18 protein-coding genes are annotated in these 24,631 nt (G+C 62.8%); 9 read left to right on the top strand and 9 right to left on the bottom strand.

All coding sequences use genetic code 11. The features are described from left to right. Nucleotides 1-69 precede the first annotated feature (69 nt). Nucleotides 70-1,263: a hydrogenase small subunit gene (locus CKO42_RS11320; RefSeq protein ID WP_200243824.1), complete on the bottom strand. Its 1,194-nt coding sequence runs from the start codon at nucleotides 1,261-1,263 to the stop codon at nucleotides 70-72. Between the two features lie 428 nt (nucleotides 1,264-1,691). Continuing rightward, nucleotides 1,692-2,273, bottom strand: coding sequence for an NUDIX hydrolase (locus CKO42_RS11315; RefSeq protein WP_200243821.1), 582 nt, complete (start codon nucleotides 2,271-2,273; stop codon nucleotides 1,692-1,694). A gap of 193 nt (nucleotides 2,274-2,466) precedes the next feature. On the opposite strand from CKO42_RS11315, the gene glgX reads away from it, so the two are divergent. From glgX to zwf, 3 genes are all read left to right on the top strand, one after another. Then, entirely contained in the window at nucleotides 2,467-4,539 is a 2,073-nt protein-coding gene (gene glgX, locus CKO42_RS11310) for a glycogen debranching protein GlgX (protein ID WP_200243817.1), read from the top strand. A gap of 119 nt (nucleotides 4,540-4,658) precedes the next feature. Further along, nucleotides 4,659-5,675, top strand: coding sequence for a phosphogluconate dehydrogenase (NAD(+)-dependent, decarboxylating) (gene gnd, locus CKO42_RS11305; protein ID WP_200243811.1), 1,017 nt, complete (start codon nucleotides 4,659-4,661; stop codon nucleotides 5,673-5,675). After that, entirely contained in the window at nucleotides 5,675-7,240 is a 1,566-nt protein-coding gene (gene zwf / locus CKO42_RS11300; RefSeq protein ID WP_242479313.1) for a glucose-6-phosphate dehydrogenase, read from the top strand. The genes gnd and zwf overlap by 1 nt, the downstream gene beginning before the upstream one ends. A 214-nt stretch (nucleotides 7,241-7,454) precedes the next feature. On the opposite strand, the gene CKO42_RS11295 is transcribed toward zwf, so the two are convergent. Beyond that, nucleotides 7,455-7,991 carry a hypothetical protein gene (locus CKO42_RS11295; RefSeq protein WP_200243806.1) on the bottom strand — a complete coding sequence of 179 codons (537 nt, stop codon included), beginning with the start codon at nucleotides 7,989-7,991 and terminating at the stop codon, nucleotides 7,455-7,457. A 113-nt stretch (nucleotides 7,992-8,104) separates the two neighbouring features. Next, complete coding sequence (locus CKO42_RS11290; protein ID WP_200243803.1) at nucleotides 8,105-8,590, bottom strand: YbhB/YbcL family Raf kinase inhibitor-like protein; 486 nt, start codon at nucleotides 8,588-8,590, stop codon at nucleotides 8,105-8,107. A gap of 319 nt (nucleotides 8,591-8,909) precedes the next feature. Here CKO42_RS11290 and CKO42_RS11285 point away from each other — a divergent pair, with 319 nt between their 5' ends. Further along, nucleotides 8,910-9,656: an HAD family hydrolase gene (locus CKO42_RS11285; RefSeq protein WP_200243800.1), complete on the top strand. Its 747-nt coding sequence runs from the start codon at nucleotides 8,910-8,912 to the stop codon at nucleotides 9,654-9,656. Nucleotides 9,657-9,683: 27 nt separating this feature from the next. On the opposite strand, the gene lgt is transcribed toward CKO42_RS11285, so the two are convergent. Beyond that, nucleotides 9,684-10,517: a prolipoprotein diacylglyceryl transferase gene (gene lgt, locus CKO42_RS11280; protein ID WP_200243797.1), complete on the bottom strand. Its 834-nt coding sequence runs from the start codon at nucleotides 10,515-10,517 to the stop codon at nucleotides 9,684-9,686. 290 nt (nucleotides 10,518-10,807) lie between these two features. On the opposite strand from lgt, the gene CKO42_RS11275 reads away from it, so the two are divergent. The 3 genes from CKO42_RS11275 to CKO42_RS11265 all read left to right on the top strand — a co-directional run bounded on the left by CKO42_RS11275 (nucleotide 10,808) and on the right by CKO42_RS11265 (nucleotide 14,650). Beyond that, the gene (locus tag CKO42_RS11275; protein ID WP_200243794.1) at nucleotides 10,808-12,262 is read left to right on the top strand and encodes a TldD/PmbA family protein; all 1,455 of its coding nucleotides are present in this window, start codon (nucleotides 10,808-10,810) and stop codon (nucleotides 12,260-12,262) included. An 80-nt stretch (nucleotides 12,263-12,342) separates the two neighbouring features. Beyond that, nucleotides 12,343-13,668 carry a TldD/PmbA family protein gene (locus tag CKO42_RS11270; RefSeq protein ID WP_200243792.1) on the top strand — a complete coding sequence of 442 codons (1,326 nt, stop codon included), beginning with the start codon at nucleotides 12,343-12,345 and terminating at the stop codon, nucleotides 13,666-13,668. A gap of 211 nt (nucleotides 13,669-13,879) precedes the next feature. Next, nucleotides 13,880-14,650 (top strand): WYL domain-containing protein, encoded by a 771-nt coding sequence (locus tag CKO42_RS11265; protein ID WP_200243789.1) that lies wholly within the window; start codon nucleotides 13,880-13,882, stop codon nucleotides 14,648-14,650. 465 nt (nucleotides 14,651-15,115) lie between these two features. Here the strand turns inward: CKO42_RS11265 and mobA are convergent, their stop codons facing one another. From mobA to CKO42_RS11250, 3 genes are all read right to left on the bottom strand, one after another. After that, on the bottom strand, nucleotides 15,116-15,715 hold the full coding sequence (mobA, locus tag CKO42_RS11260) for a molybdenum cofactor guanylyltransferase MobA (protein WP_200243785.1): 600 nt from the start codon (nucleotides 15,713-15,715) through the stop codon (nucleotides 15,116-15,118). Between the two features lie 75 nt (nucleotides 15,716-15,790). After that, nucleotides 15,791-16,594 carry an N-formylglutamate amidohydrolase gene (locus CKO42_RS11255; protein WP_200243782.1) on the bottom strand — a complete coding sequence of 268 codons (804 nt, stop codon included), beginning with the start codon at nucleotides 16,592-16,594 and terminating at the stop codon, nucleotides 15,791-15,793. Between the two features lie 93 nt (nucleotides 16,595-16,687). Next, nucleotides 16,688-17,503, bottom strand: a complete 816-nt coding sequence (locus CKO42_RS11250; protein WP_200243778.1) for a transglutaminase-like domain-containing protein — start codon at nucleotides 17,501-17,503, stop codon at nucleotides 16,688-16,690. A gap of 372 nt (nucleotides 17,504-17,875) precedes the next feature. On the opposite strand from CKO42_RS11250, the gene CKO42_RS11245 reads away from it, so the two are divergent. After that, a complete protein-coding gene (locus CKO42_RS11245; protein WP_200243777.1) occupies nucleotides 17,876-18,772 on the top strand; it encodes a competence protein CoiA family protein in 897 nt (298 codons plus the stop codon). Between the two features lie 261 nt (nucleotides 18,773-19,033). Here CKO42_RS11245 and CKO42_RS11240 read toward each other — a convergent pair whose 3' ends face one another. After that, nucleotides 19,034-22,741 carry a sulfite exporter TauE/SafE family protein gene (locus CKO42_RS11240; RefSeq protein ID WP_207148716.1) on the bottom strand — a complete coding sequence of 1,236 codons (3,708 nt, stop codon included), beginning with the start codon at nucleotides 22,739-22,741 and terminating at the stop codon, nucleotides 19,034-19,036. A gap of 296 nt (nucleotides 22,742-23,037) precedes the next feature. Here CKO42_RS11240 and putP point away from each other — a divergent pair, with 296 nt between their 5' ends. Continuing rightward, entirely contained in the window at nucleotides 23,038-24,537 is a 1,500-nt protein-coding gene (putP, locus tag CKO42_RS11235) for a sodium/proline symporter PutP (RefSeq protein WP_200243774.1), read from the top strand. Nucleotides 24,538-24,631 lie beyond the last annotated feature (94 nt).

Here is a 24,631-nt window from a genome sequence, read left to right as displayed (position 1 = left end):
CCTCTCCGATTAAACCGCAACCGGCTCGCCCCCACTGTGCAGCCGCATGGCGTGGGGGCGGGTCTTCGCCTAGTCTTGCTGACTGGCCTCTGTGGCCTCAGCCTTCTCCGCGCGCCTGAGCTTGTCGTAAGCGCCTAGCGCGTAAACCGTTGCGCCGCCCGCGACCGCGCCGGCGAGTGCCGCTGAGCCAGCACTGATCCCACCGCCGTGCTCGGCGAAGATGCCCGGAAACATCGACGGCGGCGTCACCGAGGTCACATCGGCCTGCTCGTGCAGCGCCTTGTGGAAGCCCACACCCTGCTCGGAGCAGCCAAAGCAGGGATGGCCAATGCCGACCGGCCAGGTATTGCCGCCGACGTCGCCAAACTCGATCGCCGGGCAATTGGCAAAGGTCTCCGGACCCTTGCAGCCGAGCTTGTAGAGGCAGTAGCCCTTGCGATGGCCTTCGTCGCCGTATTCCTGCGCGAAACGTCCCGCGTCGTAATGCGGACGCCGCTCACAGTTTTCGTGGATCAGCCGCCCATAGGCGAACTGCGGCCGCCCCTTCGCGTCCAGCGCTGGCAGCTGTTTCAGCGTCAGGTAATAGAGAACGGTCGAGAGGAAGTTGTAGGGCGAGGCCGGGCAGCCCGGCAGATTGATCACCGGCAGCGCACTGCCGTCGGTCTTGGTGATGCCCTCGATCTCGAGCGCCTTTGCCAAGCCCACTGCACCGGTCGGATTCGGCGCCGCGCTCTGCACGCCACCCCAGGAGGCACAGGAGCCAATCGCGATGGCGGCCACGGCGTGCGGTGCGATCTTATGCAGCATCTGCTGCGGGGTCTGACCGGCAACCTTGCAGAAATTGCCGTTGTCTGCGGTTGGCACCGAGCCCTCGACAACCAGAATGAACCGCCCGTCATTGCGCTCCATCGACTCATGCAAGGCCGCTTCTGCCTGATGACCCGCGCCCGCAAGCAGCGTCTCCGAATAATCCAGTGAGACCATGTCGAGAATCAGGGTCTCAAGCGTCGGATGCGTTGAGCGCAGCAATGACTCTGTGCAACCCGTGCATTCCTGAAAATGCAGCCAGATCACCGCCGGCCGCGCCGATTCTTCTTCAATCGCCGCCATGACCCGGCCGGACATGCCCACCGGCAATCCCATTGCCACCGTCATACTGGCCGCAAACTTGATGAAGCTGCGCCGGTCGATGCCTCCAATGTCTAACTGATCCGAGATCCTCGGACCGATTTCTTTCTCTAGCCACTCACCTGTCGTTTTCATGAGCCGATACCACCTCTCATGGCTCGAGCATTAAGGAAACGCGGAGCCGTTGGCATGGCTCTATCAAAGCCAGTCGCCCTACTCCGTCGTTCTCCGAGCATCCAACACCGGATTGGCTTGCATGCAGCGCGCCCTGGGTCCGCTGCGACCGATCGGCATTGCGAAAAGTCAATTAGTCAATAATATTAGAATTTACTAACTTACAGTTGCAGGTATAGCCCATCCGATTCGGAGCGTCTAGCGACAGGCCGGCAGATTGACGCGATTCCTCGATCAACCCCACATAGATCAAGAAATCAGCGCTTTTAGCTTGCCAGCGGCGCCTGGTAGTGCCCAACAAGACTGCGCCGCTGCTGAGCAAGAAGGGGGTCGATCAGGTAGGGAGGGGAATGAAGAGGAACGGCAGGAGTGGTGGGAGAGACCGTGAGTCAGACAATCTCGTCCTCGAGCGTCACCTCGTAGCGACGCTCTGGACCATCCAGGCGGCGAATGCTGCCTGTCCGCAACGGAAAGTGACCAGCGGCGCGGTCGCGGAAGTACAGCTGCAGCGATTCCTGAATCACCGGGAAGGCGATCTCATCCCAAGGGATCTCCGACTCTGTCATCAGTTGTGTCTCGAGACTCTCGCTACCCGGCCCGAACTCTGGCTCGAGCATGCGCGCGCGAAACAGCATATAGACCTGGTTGATGTGCGGCAGATTAAACAGCGCATAGAGGCGTCCGACCTCCACTCGGGCTTCAGCCTCCTCCCAGGTTTCCCGCGCCGCGCCCTGCTGCACCGTCTCGCCGTTTTCCATGAAGCCAGCCGGTAATGTCCAGAGTCCGTAGCGGGGCTCGATGGCACGTTTGCACAGCAATAGCTGATCTCCCCACTCAGGGATGCAGCCGACGACGATCTTCGGGTTTTGGTAGTGGATGGTGCCGCACTGTGCACAGACATGCCGCGGCATGTTATCGCCTTCAGGCACAGTGAAGGTGACGCCCGACCCACATTGACTGCAATATCGCATTCTTTAAGCTCTCAGATTTGCCTTCCAGCATTCTACGCGCTCGTAGTCTGGTACTCGGAGGCGACTTTACGACTCGGTCATATCTTCGTCCGCGTCGACGCATTACCATTGGGGCTACAGAAGCTCAGCGCCAGGCCATCGGACTCTGGCACCAGGCTCGAGCAGCCCCCGACCCAGAAGGAAAATCTTGTCCATGGCAGCCACGCACTATCGCACCCAAGCCGGAGACTGGGGACTCTCCGGCGCGACCTTCGCCGACAACGGCGTCAATTTCTGCTGTTTCTCACGGCATGCCACCCAGGTAGAGTTGCTGCTGTTCGAGCATGAACGCAGCCGCGAGCCGTTCCAGATCATCCAGCTCGACCCCAACACCCACCGCACCTTCTTCTTCTGGCATGTGCTGGTCGAAGGACTGTCAGACGGCATCTGTTACGGCTGGCGCATCGACGGCCCCAGCGACACCCGCGAGAGCGGCTGTCGCCACGATCCCGACAAGCTCTTACTCGACCCCTGGTGCACCGCGGTCAGTGATCGGCTGTGGGATCGCGCCGCCGCCTGCCGCCCAGGCAGCAATCTCGCCAGCGCGATGCGCTCGCTGCTGATCCGCGACGAGTACGACTGGGAAGGCGATCAACATCTGCATGTGCCGCTCACCGAGGCCGTCATCTACGAGCTGCACGTTGGCGGCTTCAGCCGTCATCCTTCGGCAGACACCCAGCATCCTGGCACCTTCCGCGCCATCATCGAGAAGATCCCTTACCTGACCGAGCTCGGCATCACCCATGTCGAGCTGCTACCGATCATGGCCTTCGATCTCCAGGACGTGCCGCCGAAGACCGCGCAGATGGGGCTAAAGAATTTTTGGGGCTACAGCACCCATAGCTTCTTCGCGCCGCACCCGCACTATGCCTGCGACCCACGCCAGGCGCGCGACGAGTTCCGCGACATGGTCAAGGCACTGCACCGCGCCGGCATCGGCGTGATCCTCGATGTGGTCTACAACCATACCGCCGAGGGCGGCGCCGAGGGGCCGATCATCAACTTCAAGGGCATGGGCAACGAGGTCTTCTACCACCTCGACTTCAATGACCGCAGCCAGTACCGCGACTACACCGGCTGCGGCAACACCGTGAACTGCAACCATCCATTGGTGACCCGCTTCCTCATCGATTCGCTGCACTACTGGGCGCGCGATATGCACGTCGACGGCTTCCGCTTCGACCTTGCCAGCGCCATGGCGCGCGGCGAAGACGGCGAGCCGCAGTATCACGCACCAGTGCTCTGGTCGGTCGAACTCTCGCCTGAGCTGGGCCGCGCACACATCATCGCTGAGGCCTGGGATGCCGCCGGACTCTATCAGGTGGGCGACTTTCCCGGCTTTCGCTGGGCCGAATGGAATGGCAACTATCGCGACGTGATGCGCGCCTTCGTGCGCGGCGATGGCGGCCTGATCGGCGACGTCGCCACCCGCATCGCCGGCTCGAGCGACCTCTATCAGAGCCGCGGCCGCCGCCCGGCCAACTCGATCAACCTGATCACCTGCCATGACGGCTTCACGCTGCATGACCTGGTCAGCTACGACGAAAAGCACAACCAGGCTAATGGCGAGGACAACCGCGACGGGCACAATCACAACCTGAGCTGGAACGGCGGCGTTGAAGGCCCGACCGACGACCAGGCGATCCTCGCCCTACGCCAGCAGCAGGCGCGCAACTTCGTCGCCCTGCTGCTGCTCAGCCAGGGCGTGCCCATGCTGCTCGCCGGCGACGAGCTGCTGCGCACCAAGCAGGGCAACAACAACACCTACTGCCAAGACAACGAGCTGTCTTGGATCGACTGGCGGTTGGCCGATGAGAATCGCACCATGCTCGCGTTTACCCGCGCAATGATCGCCTTTCGGCATCGCCATGCCACGCTGCGCCGCGATCGTTTCCTCACCGGCCAGCCCACCCGCGAGGATGCTATCCCCGACATCCGCTGGCACGGGACCAAGCTCGACACACCACTCTGGGATGATCCGGGGACCCGCGTGCTCGCCTTCACGCTGGCCGGACTTGAGCCGCACGAACCGCATCTGCATGTGATCATGAACATGTGGAAAGAGCCGAAGGAATTCGAGCTGCCACCGATGCCTGGCCGGCGCTGGTACAGCGCCATAGATACCGCCCAAGCACCCTACATCTGGTCAGTTCACGATCAGCAGCGGATCGACCGCGACAGCATCCGCGCGCAGGCCCGCAGCGTCCTGGTGCTGGAGGCTCGCTGAAGCAACCCGCGCCTCGACACCGGTCTCCATCTGTTGAACGCCCGCGCGGTCGAGGTCAGCTGGCCGCGCCAACCCTTGCCAAATCTCGGTAGAAACCAAGACAGAGAGGATATGCCAGCATGCAACTCGGAATGATCGGCCTCGGGCGCATGGGCGCCAACATGGTGCAACGACTGATGCGCGCAGGCCATGACTGCGTCGTCTACGACACCGACCCAGCCACTGTCGCGGAGCTCGAAAAAGAAGGCGCCATCGGCAGCACCGACATCGCCGACTTCTGCGCCAAGCTCAGCAAGCCGCGCGCGGCCTGGGTGATGGTGCCGGCGGCCGTGGTGGATAAGGTCATCGACCAGCTCGAGCCACATCTGGAACCGGGCGACATGATCATCGACGGCGGCAACTCCTACTATAAGGAGGACATCCGCCACGCTAAGCGCCTGCATGCGAAGGGCATCCAGTTCGTCGACTGCGGCACCAGTGGCGGCGTGTTCGGCCTCGAGCGCGGCTACTGCCTGATGATTGGTGGTGACAACGACGCCGTCAAACACCTGGACCCCGTCTTTGCAGCACTCGCACCCGGTGCTGGCGACATCGAGCGCACCATCGGCCGCAGCGGCGAACACGACCAGGCCGAGCTGGGCTACCTGCACTGCGGCCCGAACGGCGCTGGCCACTTCGTCAAGATGGTCCATAACGGCATCGAATACGCGCTCATGGCTGCCTATGCCGAAGGCCTCAACATCCTCAAGCACGCCGGCGTTGGACGCGCCGATCATGCTGTCGATGCTGAGACCGCCCCGCTCTCTGACCCCGAGTTCTACCAATACGAGATGGACCTACCGCGCATCGCCGAGGTCTGGCGGCGCGGCTCGGTGGTCTCCTCCTGGCTGCTCGACCTCACCGCCAATGCGCTGGCCGAAGACCCCGAGCTGAAGGCCTTCGGCGGGCGCGTCTCCGACTCGGGTGAGGGCCGCTGGACCAGCATCGCCGCGATCGAGAGCGGCACCCCGGCCCCCTTGCTCACCACTGCCCTCTACGAGCGCTTCAACTCGCAGGGCGAGGCCGGATTCGCCAATCAATTGCTCTCGGCGATGCGCTATCAGTTCGGCGGCCACCACGAGAAATCGGAGGGCTGATGGAACCGCAAACCATGTCGTTGAACCATACCGGCTTCAACACGGCGCCACCGGCGCCACCCAACGTGATGATCATCTTCGGCGCCGGTGGCGATCTGACCAAGCGCAAGCTGATCCCCTCGCTCTATCACCTCTGGTCCGCCGGGCTGCTGCCCGAGAGTTTTGTGATGCTCGGCCTCGATCGGCTGGATCTCGATGACGAGGGATTCCGCAGCATGATGTCGGAGCACCTACACGAGACCTCGGGCGAGGCCTTCAAGCCGGAGATCTGGGCTCAGCTCGAAGCGCGCATCCACTACATGAAGATCGACATGCTCGCCGGCGCTGAGTACGAGCATCTGTGCGAGAACCTGAGCCGCATCGATGCCGAGCGTAGCACCGAAGGCAACTATCTGTTCTACCTCGCCATCCCGCCGAGCATGTTCGGCACCGTCACCGATCATCTCGGTGAGGTCGGGCTGCTGCATGAGACCGAGGACGACTGGCGGCGGCTGATCATCGAGAAGCCGTTCGGGCGCGACCTGGATTCCGCGATCGCCCTCAACGACGACCTGCACCGCAACATGGACGAGGAGCAGATCTACCGGATCGATCACTATCTGGGCAAGGAGACGGTCCAGAACATCATGGTGTTTCGCTTCGCCAACAGCTTCATCGAGCCGCTCTGGAACCGCAACCACATCGACCACGTACAGATCACGGTGGCCGAATCGGTCGGCGTCGAGCATCGCGGCGCCTACTACGAAGAAGCCGGCGCGCTGCGCGACATGATGCCGAACCATCTCTTGGTGCTGCTCGGCTTCCTGGCGATGGAACCGCCGAACTCGTTCGATGCCAAGGCGATCCGCGACGAGGTCAACAAGGTCTTGGATGCGATCGAGCCGCTGACGCCGGAACAGGTGCTGACCCATGCGGTCCGCGGCCAGTACGACGCCGGCACCATGCCCAATGGCGAGCAGGTCAAGGCCTACCGGACCTCGCCGGGCGTCAAGCCCAATTCCCACACCGAGACCTTCGCCGCGCTCAAGCTGACCATGGACAACTGGCGCTGGGCTGGAGTGCCCTTCTATCTGCGCACCGGCAAGCGGCTCACCGCGCAGTACACCGAGGTGTCGATCCACTTCAAGAAGGCGCCCACCATCATGTTCCAAGACACCGACGTCGATGAGCTCGAGGCCGACATGCTGGTGTTGCGCATCCAGCCCAATGAAGGCATCCAGATGAGCTTCGGCGCTAAGGTGCCCGGCCCGACGATGAAGATCGGCACCGTCAATATGGACTTCTGTTACGAGGACTACTTCGGCAACAAACCCGCTACCGGCTACGAGACCCTGATCTACGACTGCATGAAGGGCGACGCAACCCTGTTCAAGCACGCCGACACGGTCGAGAAGGGTTGGGAGATCGTGCAGTCAGTGATCGACGTCTGGGCCGCGCTGCCACCACGCGAGTTCCCCAACTACGCGGCTGGCACCTGGGGGCCGCCCGCTGCTGGCGACATGATCAAGCGCGACAATCGGCAATGGCGGCGCATCGAGACGCCGAAGGCGCATTCGCGTAGCTGAGTGAGCGCCGGGAGATCACTCTGGCTGGACACCGCCCCCACATCGAGCCTAAGGGCCGATGGGGCGCTTCTTCTCAGGTTTCGCACCGGCTGCTCTCCGTACACACGTTTACACCAAGTCCCGTGATCGCTGACGTACAGAGTGCGTCGCCGCCCTGAGAGATGAGCCAGCCGTTGAGGGTAACAGGGCGTTCATGCCGAACCCACTTGGGGTCTCAACCCTGGCCACTAACCCACATCAATGCCGGCGGCTCATCGGCAACCAGTGTCTCAGGAACCAGCAGCATGCCAGCGTCGAAGCGCCAAGCAAGCACCACGCCAGAGCCGATGCTGTCGCGCCGCGGCGGGCCGTGGCGGGTATTCAATTCCTCGATCAGCACCTGATGCCAGCGCCCGCGGTAGTCGATGCGCACCGCCTTGAGCTGGCCATCGTCCCAGAAAAGCTCGGCGCTCCGAGCCGGCACACCATTGAACGAGCCAATCTCAGCCGCGCAACGGCGGCTGCCGATCGCACGCGGTTGGTCATCGCAAGCAAATTCGATGCGCGAGAATTGCGACAGCAGCGCCGCTTCCTCGATCTCTGGGCGCAGGTTCGCAACCGCCAAATTGAATGGCTGATGGCCAAACAGATGCAGCAGAAAGAGATCACTGCGGCGCTTACCATCCTCGCTCAGCACCAGCCAGATGAAAGGCCCCGCGACCATGCAGAGGGCCAGGATCAGCGTATAGGTCTTTGGCAGCTTCAGGTTCATGTGTGTTGCGCGCGAAATCCGTCCTTCAGTGATGCGTCCAGTGATGCGTCCAGTGATGCGTCCAGTGATGCGTCCAGTGACGAGTCGTTGAGTTCAATGCTGCGCCGTCGAAATCAATGATGCGCCGTTGAACGCTCGTAGGTGCCAATCAAGGTCGCCTGCTCGAGCACATGCCCTCGCATCGCGCGCTCCAGATCGGCCTTGGTTGGACGCAACAGACCCTGTAGCGTCGTATCCAGCGCATAGAGCTTATGGAAGTAGCGATGGCAGCCGATCGGCGGACAAGGACCACCGTAAGCCGTGCGGCGCCAGTCGTTGATGCCCTCCCCGATCACCGTCGCCAGCGTCGCCGGCTCGAACGCCTCCGGCAGGCTAGCGAGGGTCGTCGGCAGATTGTAGAGCACCCAATGCACATAGGTGCGCTGTGGTGCAGCCGGGTCTGGCGCATCCGGATCATCAACAATGAGGGCCAGACTCTGGGTGCCCTCGGGCACGCCATCCCACTCCAGCGGCGGCGAGCGGTCCTCACCGTCGCAGCTGTACTTGACCGGGATGGCCCCGCCCTCCGCGAACGCGCTGGATCGAATCATCAATGGCATGATCACCTCGGTGCGGCTAAAGGAAACGACAAGGATTCAGTATTTGAGGGGCTGATTGTACAGACTCCTGGCAGGCTGACCTGATGGCAACGCGCCTTTGGCCCGATCTGCCGAGCACGTCGTCGGCTCAATTTGCTCAGCGCACATCACCGGGCGAATCTCAGCGCGGTGAGATGCTGCGCTCCCTCCCGCCGCCAATATGCGAGAATCCGAACGCCGCGCGGGCAGATGCCCCGTTGAGCAGGCAGGGCATCGCCGTGACGCGCCATTGTCGACACCGCAAGGCCCTTCGAGACCATTGCTGAGCCCAGTAAGCGCAATGTTTAGCAACGAACGCCTTGTGATCCTCGACGCCGATGGCACCACCATCGACGCCTTTCGCGCCATCGAAAAGACCTTTGCCCACCTCGGGATGGACATCGGCCCACTCGCCCGCTTTCAGAAGCGCCGCAACCTGTTCAAATACATTGGTGGCTTCAAGGAGATGCCGCAAAACCTCAGACGCCAAATCGGCCCCGGACGGCGCACCAAGCTGATCGACACACTGACCGAGGTCTATCGCGAAGAGGCCTGCATGTTCGACGGCATCGAGGCCTTGATTCGTCGCCTTGCTGCTGCAGACGGTGTCCGCGTCGGCATTGTCACGCGCAACATCACCGTCGACCCGCTCGTCACCCTCACCCAACTCTTCACCCGCCACGGTATCGAGCCAGAACTGCTCGATTTCCTCGTCCACCTGCCACTCAGCGAGGATAAGCTCAGCTACTTCCGGCAGACCCGCGAGCGCTTCGGGATCAACCCCGCCTGCGCTTATGCCTGCGGCGACGAGGCCAAGGATTTCCGTGCCGCCATCAACTCCGGCATGCACCCCTTCATGGTCTCCTACGGCTTCGAGGACTTCGACCGACTGCACGGAAAGCATGAGATCCCGGCCGAGGTCATCAGCCGCTCGCCAGATGAGCTGGCTTGGCGCGTTCTCCACGCGCTGCAGCTCGACCCCGAGCCGGCGATGCGTCCTGTTGATGAAACGAAACTGCTGCAAACTGAGGCGACTGAGATGACCTGATTAGCCAATCACCGCGATTCCAGCCAGCTAACCTGTTGTTTGCTTGCGGCGATAGGCCAGGGCAAGGAGTAGAGCACCACCGAGCAGCATAGGAAGGGTCAGCAGCTGGCCCATGGTGAGCCAATCGAAGGCAAGGTAGCCGATGTGTGCATCGGGCAGCCGAACGAACTCGACGCTGAAGCGGAACAGGCCATAGAGCAGCAGGAACAGGCCGGAGACGGCCATCATTGGCCGCGGCCGGCTCGAGAACCACCAGAGCAGGATGAACAACACCAGACCCTCAAGGCCGGCTTCGTACAGCTGCGAGGCGTGCACTGGAAGGCTCCACTGGGCATCCAACGGCAGACCGACGCAGTAGCCCGGAAAGCCTTCACAGGGTAGGCGCATGCCCCAAGGCAAGTTGGTGGTGTGTCCCCAAAGCTCGCCGTTGATGAAGTTGCCGATGCGCCCGGTCAGCAGGCCGATCGGCACCAGCGGCGCGATGAAGTCACCGACCTCGAAAAAATTCAGACCGCGTTTGCGTGCAAACAGCCAGATCGCGACGAGGACGCCAATCAAACCACCGTGGAAGGACATACCGCCCTCCCAGACCTTGAGCAGGTTGAGCGGATTAGACAAAATCTGGTCGAAGCCGTAGAACAGCATGTAACCGAGGCGTCCACCCGCGATAACCCCAATCACGCTGTAGAAGATGACGTCATCGACCATCTCGGCGCTCCAGGCTGAGCCAGGTCGAGACGCCCGCCAGCGCCCGAGCAGCCAGGCCGCAGCGAAGCCGATCAGATACATGAGGCCATACCAATGGACCTTGATCGGTCCAAGGGCGAAGGCGACGGGGTCGATATTGGGATAGGTCAACATGGGCGTGGATATTATCACGAGCTTGCTGCAAGACGGTGACGCCAACGACAACGCAACAGGAGCCTAACGGGAGCCGAACGCTTATGGCGCGGCGGCGCCACGGACAATGAATTGCGTGAGATTCAGGTTGAACGAGACCTGAGCTGGCCGAACAGTCATGGCTTGCTGCTACCCTCAGACGATGCATTGCGCGAGACTTAGACTCATCTTTACCAAGGCTTGACCTGGCCCAAGCGTCGCCACAGCGTCTCGATCATCACCAAGGCGATCCTCAACAGAGCACCTCTCCGATGTTGGAATCCGATCTTAAAGCCATCGCCGCCCGCTTCACCGCCTCAGCGCCGGCAGCCGATTATTGGACGCTGCGCCTGGTCGATGAGACCGGCGAGGGGCTCGCGGTGCGCGATGATGTCGCCGAGCCGAGCCGGCTGTGGCGCTCGCGCGGCGCGATGATCACGGTGGTCGCCGGCGCCGGCCTAGGCTATGCCGCGACCTCGGACCTCAGTCCATCTGGGCTCGCGCAGGCGACTCAGCGTGCACTGGATCTCGCCGCGCTGCATGCGCGCCTTGGGCTGTTCGCGGCGGAACTCTATCCGCGCAGCAGCCTGCAAGCCCAATACACGGCTGACGTGCGCGAGCCCTGGGCGTCGCGCTCGCTGGAGGACAAGCTTGGTCTCTTGTTCGACGCCTGTCAGCAACTCGATCGCGACCCGCGCCTAGTCGAGCGTGCCGCCTGGCTCGGCCATCGCCGCATAGAACAACTGCTGATCAGCGCCGACGGCGCCGAGATCAGCCAGCGTTGGGAGACGGTGCACAGTGGACTCTCCGCCACCGCTCATGTCGATGGCCAGACCCAGACGCGGCATGGCGGTGGGGCTGGAATGCCGCGCCAAGGCGGCCTCGAACGGCTGGCCGAGGCCAAGTTCAGCAGCGCCGCCGAGCAGGTAGCCGAGGAGGCAATCGCGCTGGTCCTCGCGCCCGAGTGCCCAAGCGGCAAGCGCGATCTGCTGTTGATGCCGAGCCAGATGGTGCTGCAGATCCATGAATCGATCGGCCATCCGTTGGAGCTTGACCGCATCCTCGGCGACGAGCGCAACTATGCCGGCCTGAGCTTTGTCACGCCCGAGATGTTCGGCCAGTATCGCTATGGCTCGCCGCTGCTCAATGTGACCTTCGACCCCAGCCTGAGCAACGAGCTGGCCAGTTGCGTGGCCGATGACGAGGGCACGGCGGCCGAACGCCAGTACCTGATCCGCGACGGCATCCTCGAGCGCCCGCTCGGCGGCGCCCTCTCGCAGGCACGCTCGGGGCTGCCGGGCACCGCCAATGCGCGCGCCTGCAGCTGGGAGCGCCCGCCGATCGACCGCATGACCAACATCAACCTTGAGCCCGGCGCTGAAACGGAAAGCCTGGAGGCGCTGATCAGCCGCATCGAGCGCGGCATCCTGATGGAAACGAACCGCTCTTGGTCAATCGACGACAGCCGCAACAAGTTCCAGTTCGGCTGCGAACTGGGCCGGCTGATCGAGAATGGCGAACTCAAAGGGCTGGTGCGAAACCCCGGTTATCGGGGCGTCTCGGCCCACTTCTGGCGCAGTCTCGACGGTGTCGGCGGACCTGAGACCTTCGAGGTCGGCGGCGTGCGCAACTGCGGCAAGGGCGAGCCGAACCAATCGGTCTATGTCGGCCATGCCTCACCGCCCTGCCTGTTCCGTGACGTTGAGGTGTTTGGAGGTGGGCTATGACGCTGGCGATGAGCTTGGCGACAAACGCGGCGACAGATGAGGCGATAGATCCGACGACAGATCCAGCGAAGAAGCCAGGCATGCCTCTACAAGCAGAGCCATTCTTCGCGTTCGCCGAGCAGATCTTCAGCCAGCTCCAAGGCGACGAGCAGCTGTTCCTCAGCCTCGACGGCGAACGGTCGGACTTCGTGCGGCTCAATCGCAATCGGGTGCGGCAAGCCGGCGCGGTGCAGACCCAGCAGCTCGGGCTGACGCTGGTCGATAGCGAGCGCCAGATCGAGGGCAGCTGCGACCTCAGTGGCGATGTCGATGCGGATCGGTCACTCGCCCTCGCGCTGGTGCAACAGCTACGCGAACGCATCCCCCATCTGCCCGCCGATCCTTACCTGAATCTGGATCAGACACCAAGCCACTCCCATCGCGCGCTCGAGGCCGAGTTACCCCCAGCCGCCGAAGCGATCGCCAACCTCAGCGACCAGGCCGACGGCCTGGATCTGGTCGGCATTTATGCCGCCGGTGAGATCGCCAGCGGACTCGCCAGCTCGATCGGGCATCGCCACTGGCATCAAAGCCACAGCTTCAATCTCGATTGGAGCTGCTATCTGGACGGCGACAAGGCAGTCAAAGACAGCTACAGCGGCTTCGACTGGCAAGTAAGTGCGGTGCGCGAGCGGATCGAGCGCCAGCGCGAGCGGCTCGCGGTGATGGCACGACCAACCAAGCAGATCGAGCCGGGTCAGTATCGGGCCTTCTTGGCCCCGGCAGCGATGGAAGAACTGCTCGACATGCTCGCCTGGGGTGGCTTCGGCCTGCGCGATCATCGCACCCAGCAAACGCCACTGTTGCGCCTCGCCAAGGGCGAGCTGAGCCTGAGCCCGATGCTCAGCCTGATCGAAGATCACAGCCGCGGCCTGGCGCCCGGCTTCACCGCCGAGGGCTTTCTCAAGCCAGAGCAGGTGGCGCTGATCGAGCAGGGGCGCTTTGGCCAGTGTCTCGCCGACGCCCGCTCAGCCAAGGAATATGGCGAAGCGGTCAACGCCGCCGACGAATTCCCAGAATCACTCGCGCTCGCGGCCGGCAGGTTGCCCACCGATCAGGCACTCAGCGCGCTCGACACCGGCCTCTACATCGGCAATCTCTGGTACAGCAACTGGTCCGACCGCAACGCCTGCCGCATCACCGGCATGACCCGCTTCGGCACCTTTTGGGTCGAGCGCGGCGAACTGATCGCCCCGCTCGCCGTCATGCGCTTCGACGACAGCCTCTATCGGCTGTTAGGCGATCAGCTCGAGGCGCTCACGCAAGAGCGCGAGCTACGGCTCTCCGCCGAGACCTATGATGGCCGCTCCACCGCCAGTGCGCTGCTGCCTGGCGCCTTGGTCAGCAGCCTGAATCTGACGCTATGAGGGAGCGTTTGATCGCGGGGGCTCAGGCTCGAATCACTTGACGAAACTAAGATCGGATTTTAGTTTCGTCAGCATGTTGCCGACTTGCGCGCGGTTGAGCGCTTTCTCGGACTCAGCGCCGCGCAGCGCCGCCGTTACCACAGGAGCATCGCGCCATGCCCTGGTCGGCCTTTCCCGCCTGGCTCGGGCAGGCCTTTGAGGCCACCTACACATGAAAGCCAAATTTCAGGATCGGCTGCGCCGCCTTGACCGACTGGTCAACGTCCTACCCTCGCCCGCAACCGCCCCTTCGCGCTGCCTTGATGGCAGCGCCCTGCTCAGCATCCTCGCCGATGCCTATGGCAACGGCAGCCTGGATGCCAAGCGTCGGGCGCTGCAGCGCGATCTTGCCGACTTGGTCGAAGACGATCGCGTGGACATCCTCAACCCCGGCGGCAAGCCGCTGCGCTACCGCCGCAGTGACAAGGTACTGCGCGATGACCCTCTGGTGAACGGGTACCTGTTGCGTCAGATCCAAGACCTAGTCGCCGGGGCGCTGCCGACTCAGCGCCTCGATCAACTCTGGCAGCGCCTGCTCACCGAGACCGACGGCCCCCGCCTGGATGAACAGCGCCTGCGGATCGTGCCCGACACCATTCGGCTGCGTCCGGTGGCCCTGTACGAGCAGGTGCTGCATGCCGTCATCGTTGCGCTCTCGGAGCGCTGCGTGCTCAAGGTCCACTACGAGGACGCAGAAGGCCTGCGCACGCAGGCCATGCTGCAGCCGCATGCCTTGGTCCAACGCGGACCGATTCCCTATCTGTTCGCGCTCAAGAACGACGAAACCGAGCCGATGCGCCTGTATGCGCTGAACCGGCTCCCAGGCGCCCTCCAATCCGGTCAAACGCGCGGCGGCCCGCATGCCCTACAGCGCAGCGGTCGCAGAGCACTGCCTGCTCATGGCAAACTGCAAGAATGCACAGGCTCTGCGCACGCAAGCTGAGCCCCAGCCACACTACCTTGTAGCACTATGGCGTAAGTTGAGCCACGCCTTGAATGGTTTGCTGGTTCTGGTAAGAAGGCGGCTAGACAATGCATGGAGAAAAGCCTTGCGATCACCCGAGCGCTGCCCTCAAGCCCGGGCAATGACTGGATTCTTCATGTAACTGAGGTTCACCTCGCCGCGCTTTCTGATGACACATCGGTAGAGAGCATGCACTTGGTGGCTGCGGAACCTCTGCTGCAAGAGGTGCGGGCACTAACAAGTGAGATCGGCACCTTGCGAGCCTATCGAGCGATTAGCCCCTACTGATTTGGTCGGCGCTCAGGGCCGCAGACCAAACCAAAGGCGGGTAGCCCGAGGATCACCATCAAGCCCAACTCCAGTTATCCGGTAGCTCGATCTGGCCGACTTGGGCTATGAACTCAGAACACAATTGCCCCTATATCTGCCCGTGCCTGCTCAAGGCTACCCTTGGCGCAAACGCTCAAGATCCTCGACGCTATTGATGTTAGCGAAGCAGTTCGGCCGGTCGGCAAATGCTGCGATCGCGGTTCGGTGCTGCGCATACCAGCGCTCGACCTTGCGCTCGCCGCTGGCCAGAAAGGCTTCCAGGCTCGGCGCTAGGGCCTGAGGGATCAGCGCATAGACCGGCTGCAGACGTGCTCCGTCCGAGGCAACCGCTAGCTCCGCCTCTTGCTCAACCAGTGCCGCGCAGAGACGCTGGACCAGGTCCGGAGCGAGGTAAGGGCCGTCGCAGGGGACGGTGATGATCCACGGCGTCCGCACCACTGCGAGCGCAGCGGCGACACCGGCCAGCGGTCCTTGGAAGTCAGCCATGGCATCGGTAATCACCTGGTAACCATAGCTGGCGTAGCGTTCATGGCTGCGGTTGGCATTGATCATGAGATCCTGCACTTGCGGACGCAGGCCTTCGATGATCCAGGCCACCAGCGGCTGACCGGCGAGCTCCACCAGCCCCTTGTCTTCGCCGCCCATCCGGCGAGCTTTACCGCCGGCCAGGACGACGCCGGTGATGTTCTGCGGGTTGGGCGCTTCGACTAGCAAGGGAGCTGCTTCTGATGACTGAGGAGGCCGTTGTTTTTCTCATCGATACGCTAACAGATGGACGGCAACCGCACGCTAACAGATGCACGCCAGCCGCTCTACCCAGCGTGCGATCTGTGCTTGCGTTTGGAGTCCGTCCTGACGGATCTCGATCATGACGTGGGGAATCCCACGACCTTCACCATGTGTCGGCAAGGTGAAATCGTAGCTGTCCTCGATGCCATAGGGCTGATTGTCGCCGACAAGCAGATCCGCCTGCTGGGCGAGGAGCGGACGCAATTGCTGCGCGAGCCTGGGATCACGCCCATAGGCCAAACCAACCGACCAGGGGCGCAACTGGCCGGCGAGCCAGGGCGTGAAGCTATGCAGACTGATCAAGCGCAGCTCGGGGTTGGGATGCGCATCGAGCAACTCGGCGATGGCCTGGTGATAGGGCAGGAACAGGGCTGCGAGCCGGGCGTTCCGCTCCGCTGCGCTGAGACCCTGGTTGCCAGGAATCCTGACCCCGGCGCTCTCTGCGGCGATCAGCTCAGGACTCGCAAGGGGCCGGTTGAGATCGATCGCCAGGCGTGAGTAGCCACCCAGGATCAGCGGCACATCCAGCCGCGCCGAAAGCCCGCGAGCGACCGCTGCCGCGCCAGGATCCCAGGCGATGTGCTGTTGTAGCTGATCATCCGTGAGCCCTAGCCTGCCGAGTCGCCGCGGCAGCCGGTTGGAGGCGTGGTCACAGATCAGCAAAGCGTTTGCCTGACCTGTCGGGTTGACGATCTCGAACGGCGGAGGCTCATCAGGCTCGAGCAGAGGTGGCGCGCCAGACTCCTCCGGCGCCGGCACCAGCGCCGACGGCCACCAATCTCCCCAGCCGGTCTTGCCGTTCATCAACCGCAGACCTCCACCTTATGGCCCCAGCCGGTCTTGCCGCTCATTAACCGCATGCCCCCACCTCATCGCCCCAGCCGGCCTTTAGGCTCATTACCCGCTGACCCCCACCTCATCGGCCCAGACCCTGAAGCCGGTCAGCGTCGCAGGCCCAAAGGTATTGCTGAGCGGGACGTCGGCTGCGTCGCGGCCCTGGGCGATCAGCACCCGACCAATGCGAGGAACCCGATTGCGGGGGTCCAAGGTGTGCCAGTGGCCGCCCAGGTAGACCTCTAACCAGGCTGAGAAGTCCATCGGCTCCGGCGCCGGCGGGATGCCGATGTCACCCAGATACCCGGTGCAATAGCGTGCCGGGATATTCATACAGCGACAGAAGGCGATGGCAAGATGGGTGAAGTCTCGGCACACCCCAGTGCGCTCGTTGAAGGCCTCGAGAGCGGTCTTGGTCGCGCGGGAGTATTGATACCCAAAGGTGATGTGATGATGCACAAAATCACTGATCGCTTGAACTCGCGGCCAGCCGAGGGGGGTCTGCCCAAACAGCGACCAAGCCGTTTCGGAGAGTCGATCGGTCTCACAGTAGCGGCTCCCCTGCAGATAGACCAAGGTCTCGCTGGGTAGATCCTCGACCGCGTGCTGCACCGCCGTCGGATCGACGGCATCCGGCAGCCCGCGGTCATTGATCGTGGTGTCGGTGGTGATGCGGATCTCGCCAGGCGGCGCCACCAGCCGGCTGCACCAGTTACCGAAGCCGTCGCGGTAGGCGATGACCGGCAGTGCCGGCTGGGTCCGGATATGGTCTGGCGCGAGTAGGTCGGAGACCCGACTGTAATGGACATTCAGGGTCAGGATCATCGGCGTGCGCTGAGGGCACGCGTAGACCAGTTCGTAGCCGAGTCGAATCTGCATCGGTCAGTCCTTGCGAAATGCGCTTTGTCGCCATGAAAGGGATTATCTGGGCACGACTGCTGAAGCCGACAAGCCCTAAGTCCGCCATCTTCTCCATGTTGATCGCCGCGCGCGTCAAATAGAGACGAAATAAGCGCTTCGATTCTGAGTGACCACCACCTGAACAAAGGGTACCGGTGATATCGGTTTGCTGGTTTATTGGTCCGGGAGACTACAACGTGTAAGGTGAATGAGCGTTGTTGTTGTCGCTCATGCGATTTTCAGCAGTTTTCAATGGATGAGCTACGCTTGTTAAAAGAGGCTCAATCATCGAACGTAGGGGGAAGGCCTTTCGGGTCATTCCCTGAGCTGCGTGTAGGGGACGAAGCTGCGATGAACGAATCGGGGCGACTGACGCGGGTGCCATTCGGCCAACGCGAGGCGGATGGACAACTGATCGATGTGCATGATGCCGCGCGCGGCGCGCATTGTAGCTGCCGTTGCCCATCGTGCAGGATGCCGCTCATTGCCCGTCAGGGCGACGAAAAGGTTTGGCATTTCGCCCATCGCACACAGGGCGATGAAGCCATTGCGGAGCAGGCGTGTGCCTATTCGTTCTTCGTTTCAGTCCGGCTGATGGCCCGGCAACTGCTCGCAGCCGGTCAAACGCTTGCGCTTCCGGCGGCCGTCGGACAAGTCTCATTCGAGGTCCCCGAGCTGGGTATTCGGCGCGAGCGTCCCTACCCCATCACCGCGGGCGCCGTGGTGGTGCTGAACGACGTCGAGATCGATCCGCGCCGCCAAGGGGTGACGGTGGACCTGAGCGGTCGGGTACGCGATGCCGAGCTGCTGGTCGTGTTCAGCCATCCGGAACGTGCTGTGGCAGACGCCGTGCACGCATTGAACGGCGACCGCGTTGGCGTACTTGCGGTGGACCTGCGTCCGTTGGCGGCCGACTTCGCGACGGCACGTACCCGTCAATTGAGTTATCGCGATCTGCTGAGCCGTTTCCTGGCGCAAGAGACGGCCTCACGCCACTGGCTGTTCCATCCACGTGAGGCTCGGATGCGCGCGCGGGCGATGGCAGAGTTGGAGGCGGAGATTGCCGCGGAACGCTGGGCTCGGGCGCGACCGGTAGATTGCCACTGTCTGTTCTGCGGTACGCGCTGGAGGGAGCCGGCGGGCGTCGTGCATGCCTGCCGGCGCTGTCAGACGCATCTGGGAACCCGGGTCAACGCGGTCGGCGCGGGCGGTACAGGCGGCGCACCACCACCGCTGGCGCTGCGTTGAGTGAATCCTTGACTTGGGGCTAGCGTTCGAGAACGCTCGCACAGGACTCCACTCCGTGACGATTGCTAACGCGAGGAGTGACTGCTTGGGTAGCGCAGGGCTGCAACCTGGCCGCTGAAGGCGGCGCTGATCAAGGCGGAGCGATTCTCTGTAAGTCGCTCAATCGAATCCCTGATTTTTTTGAGTTGCAATCTCTGTTTCCTCTCGATTTCAAGCTTGCGAAGTCATCTAGAAGCCATCCTGCTGATTGACGCCGGAGCATCAGTCCGCACTCCCTGGCAGCACAATCTTAAGGCCGCGCAGATCAGCACCGGCGCGCCCGGCAAACAGCCTCAAGTCTTCGCTAATCATGGCCCAGCAGCGCGGCCCAATACGCTCGGGCATGCCGCTCAGCTCGGCATCAAAGCACAGCTTGCGGCCATCGAAGGCGATGCGAATGCCGAGCATCACCGGGTCCGGGTCAGCGATTCCACCGCACACGGACTCCGCAGTGGCCGCATAGCGCGCCGGGGTCGGGACCAAGCTGTTGCTTGGGTCCTTCGGCGGCGGCTGATCACTGCGATCACCAACCATGCCCAGCCCGCCCCTCGCCCACGGATGAATGGCGACGCTGATCTCAACCAGTTCGGTCGCAAGCCGCGGGAGATTGGTCTCGATTCGGGTCAGGGTGCAATCCGGATTGCGGCAACGCTCGCGCAGCGCAAACGAGAACTCTCGATCGACGAAGATGCCAATCGCATGCTCAACCTCCTCAAGCTGACGCTGGCAACGACGGAGCCGCCGCGGATAGGGTTTGTTGTCGCGCAGCTGTTGGCGAATCACTTTGCGCAATCGATCAAAGCCTTTCGGCAAGGTCCCGCTATGAAAGCCTCGGCACATGAGCCCGCGCATGCTCTCGCCATGGGCGCCCACGCTAGCGGGCTCGATCGGTGCCCCTGGAGCCGGTTCGGCATCGAGTGCACGCAGGCGCTCACGATGATTGGCCTCATAGAGCTTCCAGTTCTCCTTCAGCTCCCAGACCAAGAAGCCGAACAATCCTGGCAGCAGCACGATAGTGAGCGTCACAAACGGATAGGCGACGACCTTGGGCAAGACCGACTGCGTGATCTCGACAAACGCCGCGGTAATCGCCGGCAGGAAGGGCAACAGGAGCTTGTGTCCGATGGTCACGATCGGGAAGTGCTTGACCGGGTTGACCTGCGGCTCCACCAGCACGGTGACATAGAACTGGATCAGGGATTCTGAAAAGCGCCAGATCGGGGCCAAGAGTGCCTTCAACGCCAGGCTGCTCCAACGCTCGCTCAGATGGTGGGTCAGGCCCTCATCGACGCGATGTAACAGCTGCGAAAAGCGGCGCGTCACCTCCTTGAAGAAGAACAATAGCTGCTGGATCAGCCCAATAAACAGGGCCTGATTGAGCCGCTGCAGGTAAACCCCGATGCGCGTACTCAGGTTGTCAAGGAAACGACGGCCAGCTGGCGTATTGCGCGCCAAGGTGCCGAGCGCAAAGGCGAGTCCGAGCAGCCAAAGGCCGGGCTCGATCGGCACCTCGTCTACCAGCACCGCCAGCGCGATGATCGGCGCTAATGGCAACGCACCGATCAACAACGGCTGGATCAGGTTACGGCCGAGCCCGCGCATCATCGCCGTGCTCAAGAGCCCGGCGATGGGCCACCAATGCAACAGACCACGCGGTCCATCCCAGACCAGGAAACGCAGGATGCGCCAGCCACCAAGGCTGACCGATTGAGCAATGTGGCGGCCAATCCCGGTATAGGCGAACAGATTGATCAGGCATCCACTGAGCACGACCGAGGTGATCTCGGTGAAATGAAAGCTCTTGTCCACGAAGGGGATGAGTGCAATCAGCAGGTCCAGACTCTTGAGCACCAAAAAGGAGCCACCAAACGGCAGCAACAGGTAACGCAAGATGTCGCGACCCATCGGCGTGCCGAACAGCGGCGCTCCAAGCTGCTGCAAACCCTTGATATAGAGTTCGCCGGGGCGGTAGACGCCAGGCAGGGCGCGCTCTGCGGTCCGGTCGAGGCGCCGCAGCCGATCACCGCGGAAGAACTCGCTCCAGGTCGGGTCAGGGAGGCGCAGAATATTACGCGCGACGATATCGCGCGCATCGGTGAACTTGAGATGCCGGCGATGCTTGATCACATCGAGCAGTTCCAACTTCATCTTTTGCGCGGCCACGATCTCGCGGTGATTGCGCGGAACGAAATCGGCCTCTTGCATCGCTTGCTCGATGCGCGGCATGAGCTCGGTATCGAGCCGATCCGTGATCAACCGGTTGAGCCTGCGTAACAGACTCGAGAAGCGCTCCAGCTCAGCCATCGGCCAGGGCAGCTCTTCGAGCCGAGCGCGGCTGACCTCGAGCACGCGCAAGGCCTTGAGCAGGGGCTGAAACGGCAACTGCTCCCGAATCGGCGCACGGCCGAGCTGCATCAGCCAACGCCCGAGCCGGAGCCGATAGTAGTCGGTTGGGCCTTGGAGCATGAGCTGCTCGAGGCAGCCGAGCAGGCCCTGCGCGGCCGGTGAGCCGAAGCGCGCCCGATCATCGTCGGCAAGCCGATGCACCAGCGCGCAAAGCTCTGCGCGAACGCTGTTCGCCACCGCCCAGCGCTCGGCCAAGCCATCGGCCAAGAGCGACTCCACCAAGGCCTCGCGCTTGGCGATGGCCTGCCCAAGCGCCGCCGGCAGCTCGCCAACCTCGGGGACTAAGCGCAGCGCCAACCGCCTCGACGCCGCTAACCGGCGCAGTGCCAGGGCAAGATAGCCACCGCGCTGGGCACGAACCGCGGCAGCCACGGCCTGCTCGAACAAGGCAATGCCGCCGCGCAGGACAGCCTGGTCCGAGCGGCGGACATCCGTGACCAGACGCTTGCGCCGGAACAAACGCCACGGCAACACCGGAGGCACCCAGCGCAGTGCACCGAGCAACCGCGTGCGCCAGATCCCTAGCTGATCGCCAAAGCGCTCGACCCAGTCTGGCTGCAGATCCAGCTGTGTACCTCGCGCGAAGGCATCCAGCAGCCGTTGCTCGAGCAACCGGTCAACCTCACCGGCGCACCGCGGGGCCTCTACCGGGCCGCGGCGGAATGCAGGCGGCTCAGCCGCCACATCAGCCTGATCGACAGCATCCAGTGGCGAACCTTGCGTCGGCGCAATCGCGTCTTGGGTCGACTCCGCCGCGACCGCCAGGTCTGGATCGCTCTGCCCATAAGGCAGCGCAAGCGGAAGCAAAGGCGCCTCAGAGCGCAGGCTGCCACCGCTTCCAGGGCGGCTCTTGAGCAGCAGCCTAGGCAGCCGCTCATCGACTAGCGGTCGCGGCAGATCCAGCCCGGCCGCCGACATCCAGTGATCCACCTGTGGCCAGACCCGGATCGCAGGGAAATAGAAGCCGCGGGCGCCCGGGGCGAAGTAGCGCAAGCGAACGACGAAGGCGACAAAGCTGCGGCAGACGAGATCGTCATCCCATACCGGCAAGATGAGCCCATCGTGATTCAGCACCTCACGCACCTCGGCGAAGGCATAGTCACCGATCAGCTCGCGGAGTGCGCCCGCATCGAGTCGCGACCCATGCGTTGCGCACTCGCGCGCCGCCTGCCAGGCCCGGGCGACCTCGGCCTCGAACGAGCGCGCCCAGTAGTCATAGCGAAGCCGAGTGAAGCTGCTCTGCTCCAGACGCTGATCCGGCGGACTCGGCAGCAGGATCACATGCTCTGGCAGCTGCAGGCCTTCGATGACCGACAGTGCCTCGGCGTTCTCGGTCTCGAGCCCCAACAGAAAATCGGCTCGCGGCATCAAGTAATACGGCAGATCCGGCACCGAGATGCCCGCCAGGCGCTCGCCGAGCTGACCTTCGATCAGGCGTTCGATCGCGCGCGCGTGGAATAGAAACAGGCCCTCGGCCGGTTTCATGATCTGTTGACGGAAGGCCTTGGCAGTAACGATGGACATGCTGAAAGGGGATGACGGCAGCACTAAGCATTCATCTCGCGCTGACTTCAGAACACGACCTGTTCACACGACCTGTTCAAAGCATCCACGCGCAGCCGCAGCTCTTAAAGAGCTCGGCACTTGGCAGCGACCGGTCCTCAACGGATCGAGCAACAGCCAATTCCAGGCAACTCTAACCGATCATCCGGTCCCATGACGGCTTTTTAGCCTCTAAAGCTCACGAACCGAGACCTGAAGCGGCAAGCATGTTAGTTTTTCACAACAGATCGACCACCCTTCAGAGACCAATCGCTCCTATGCTTGACGCCAACGCGGCCGTTATTGCCACCTTCACCGCCTATCTCGTACTCATGTTAACGATCGGCTTCTGGGCCTATCGTCGCACCGCAGACTCATCCGGCTATTTTCTCGGCGGCCGCAGCTTGGGCCCCTGGCCGGCGGCGCTCTCAGCCGGCGCTTCAGACATGAGCGGATGGCTCTTGCTCGGCCTGCCCGGCTTTGCCTTTGCCTCGGGCATCGAATCACTCTGGCTTGCGGGTGGCCTCCTGCTCGGAACCTGGATGAACTGGCTGTTACTCGCGCGCCGACTGCGCGTCTACAGCTTTGAGGCCAACAATTCGCTGACCATCCCGGAGTTCTTCGCCAATCGCTTTGGCGATCGGCGACACCTCCTGCAGGCCGTTGCGGCCTTCTTCGTGCTGTTATTTTTCCTGTTCTATACCAGCTCGGGCCTGGTCGCGGCCGGCAAGCTGTTTGAGACCGTCTTCGGGCTTGACTATCAGATCGCGGTCATCGTCGGCACGCTATTCGTCGTCTCGTATACCCTGTTTGGCGGCTTTCTCGCTGTGTCTTGGACCGACTTCGTGCAGGGTCTGTTGATGGCCGCCGCGCTCTTGATCGTGCCGGTGATCGCGATTCAGAGCGACGGTGGCGTTAGCGCTATGATGATAACGCTGCAAGAGAAGAACCCGGAGCTGCTGACACTCTGGGCCGATAACACAGGCCAACCGCTGACCTTGTTGGCCATCGTCTCACTGGCTGCGTGGGGGCTGGGCTATTTTGGCCAGCCACACATTCTGGCGCGCTTCCAAGGCATTCGAAGCGCCAGCGACGTGCCCTCCGCGCGGCGTATCGCGGTCGGCTGGACGACCCTGAGCCTGATCGGTGCGATGCTGGTAGGGCTCGCTGGCGCGGCCTATGTCGACAGCAATCTCGGTGGCCAACTGGCCGATGCCGAGACCATCTTCATGGTCCTGGTGGACGCCTTGTTCCATCCGGTGATCGCTGGCATCCTGCTCGCCGCCATCCTCGCCGCGATCATGAGCACCGCTGACTCGCAACTGCTGGTCTCCTCATCAGCGCTGGCTGAGGACCTCTATCGGCAGTTACTGCGCAAGCAGGCGACTCAGGGTGAGGTCGTCTTGGTCGGACGTGCCGCCGTGGTCTTGCTGGCACTGGTGGCCTTGCTACTAGCGACCAACCCTGAAAGCACCGTGCTTGGACTGGTTGCCTATGCCTGGGCTGGCTTCGGAGCCGCCTTCGGCCCGGTGCTGCTGATCAGTCTGTATTGGAAGCGCATGAATTGGCACGGTGCCATCGCTGGCGTGCTGACCGGCGGCTTGGTGGTCGTCCTCTGGAAGCAGCTCGACGGTGGGATCTTCGAACTCTATGAGATCGTGCCCGGGGTGGTCTTGGCCAGTCTGGCCATCGTCGTCATCAGTCTTGCGACCGCGCCGCCAAGTGCGACGATTCGCGACGGCTTTGAGCGCTATCGTCAGGCGCTCCGCCAGCCCTGAGACGGCGTCGAATGGCGATGGTGAAGGGGGGAAGCCGCTAGAGGGGAGCCGAACCCTGCGAGCAGTGCAACAGAGGGGTGCCGCCCAGAGCAGC

Source organism: Lamprobacter modestohalophilus (genome assembly GCF_016583905.1).
In the GTDB taxonomy this organism is placed as follows: Bacteria; Pseudomonadota; Gammaproteobacteria; order Chromatiales; family Chromatiaceae; genus Lamprobacter; species Lamprobacter modestohalophilus.
The sequence above is the reverse complement of the archived record's forward strand: the minus strand, read 5'-3'. Positions and strand labels throughout refer to the sequence as shown.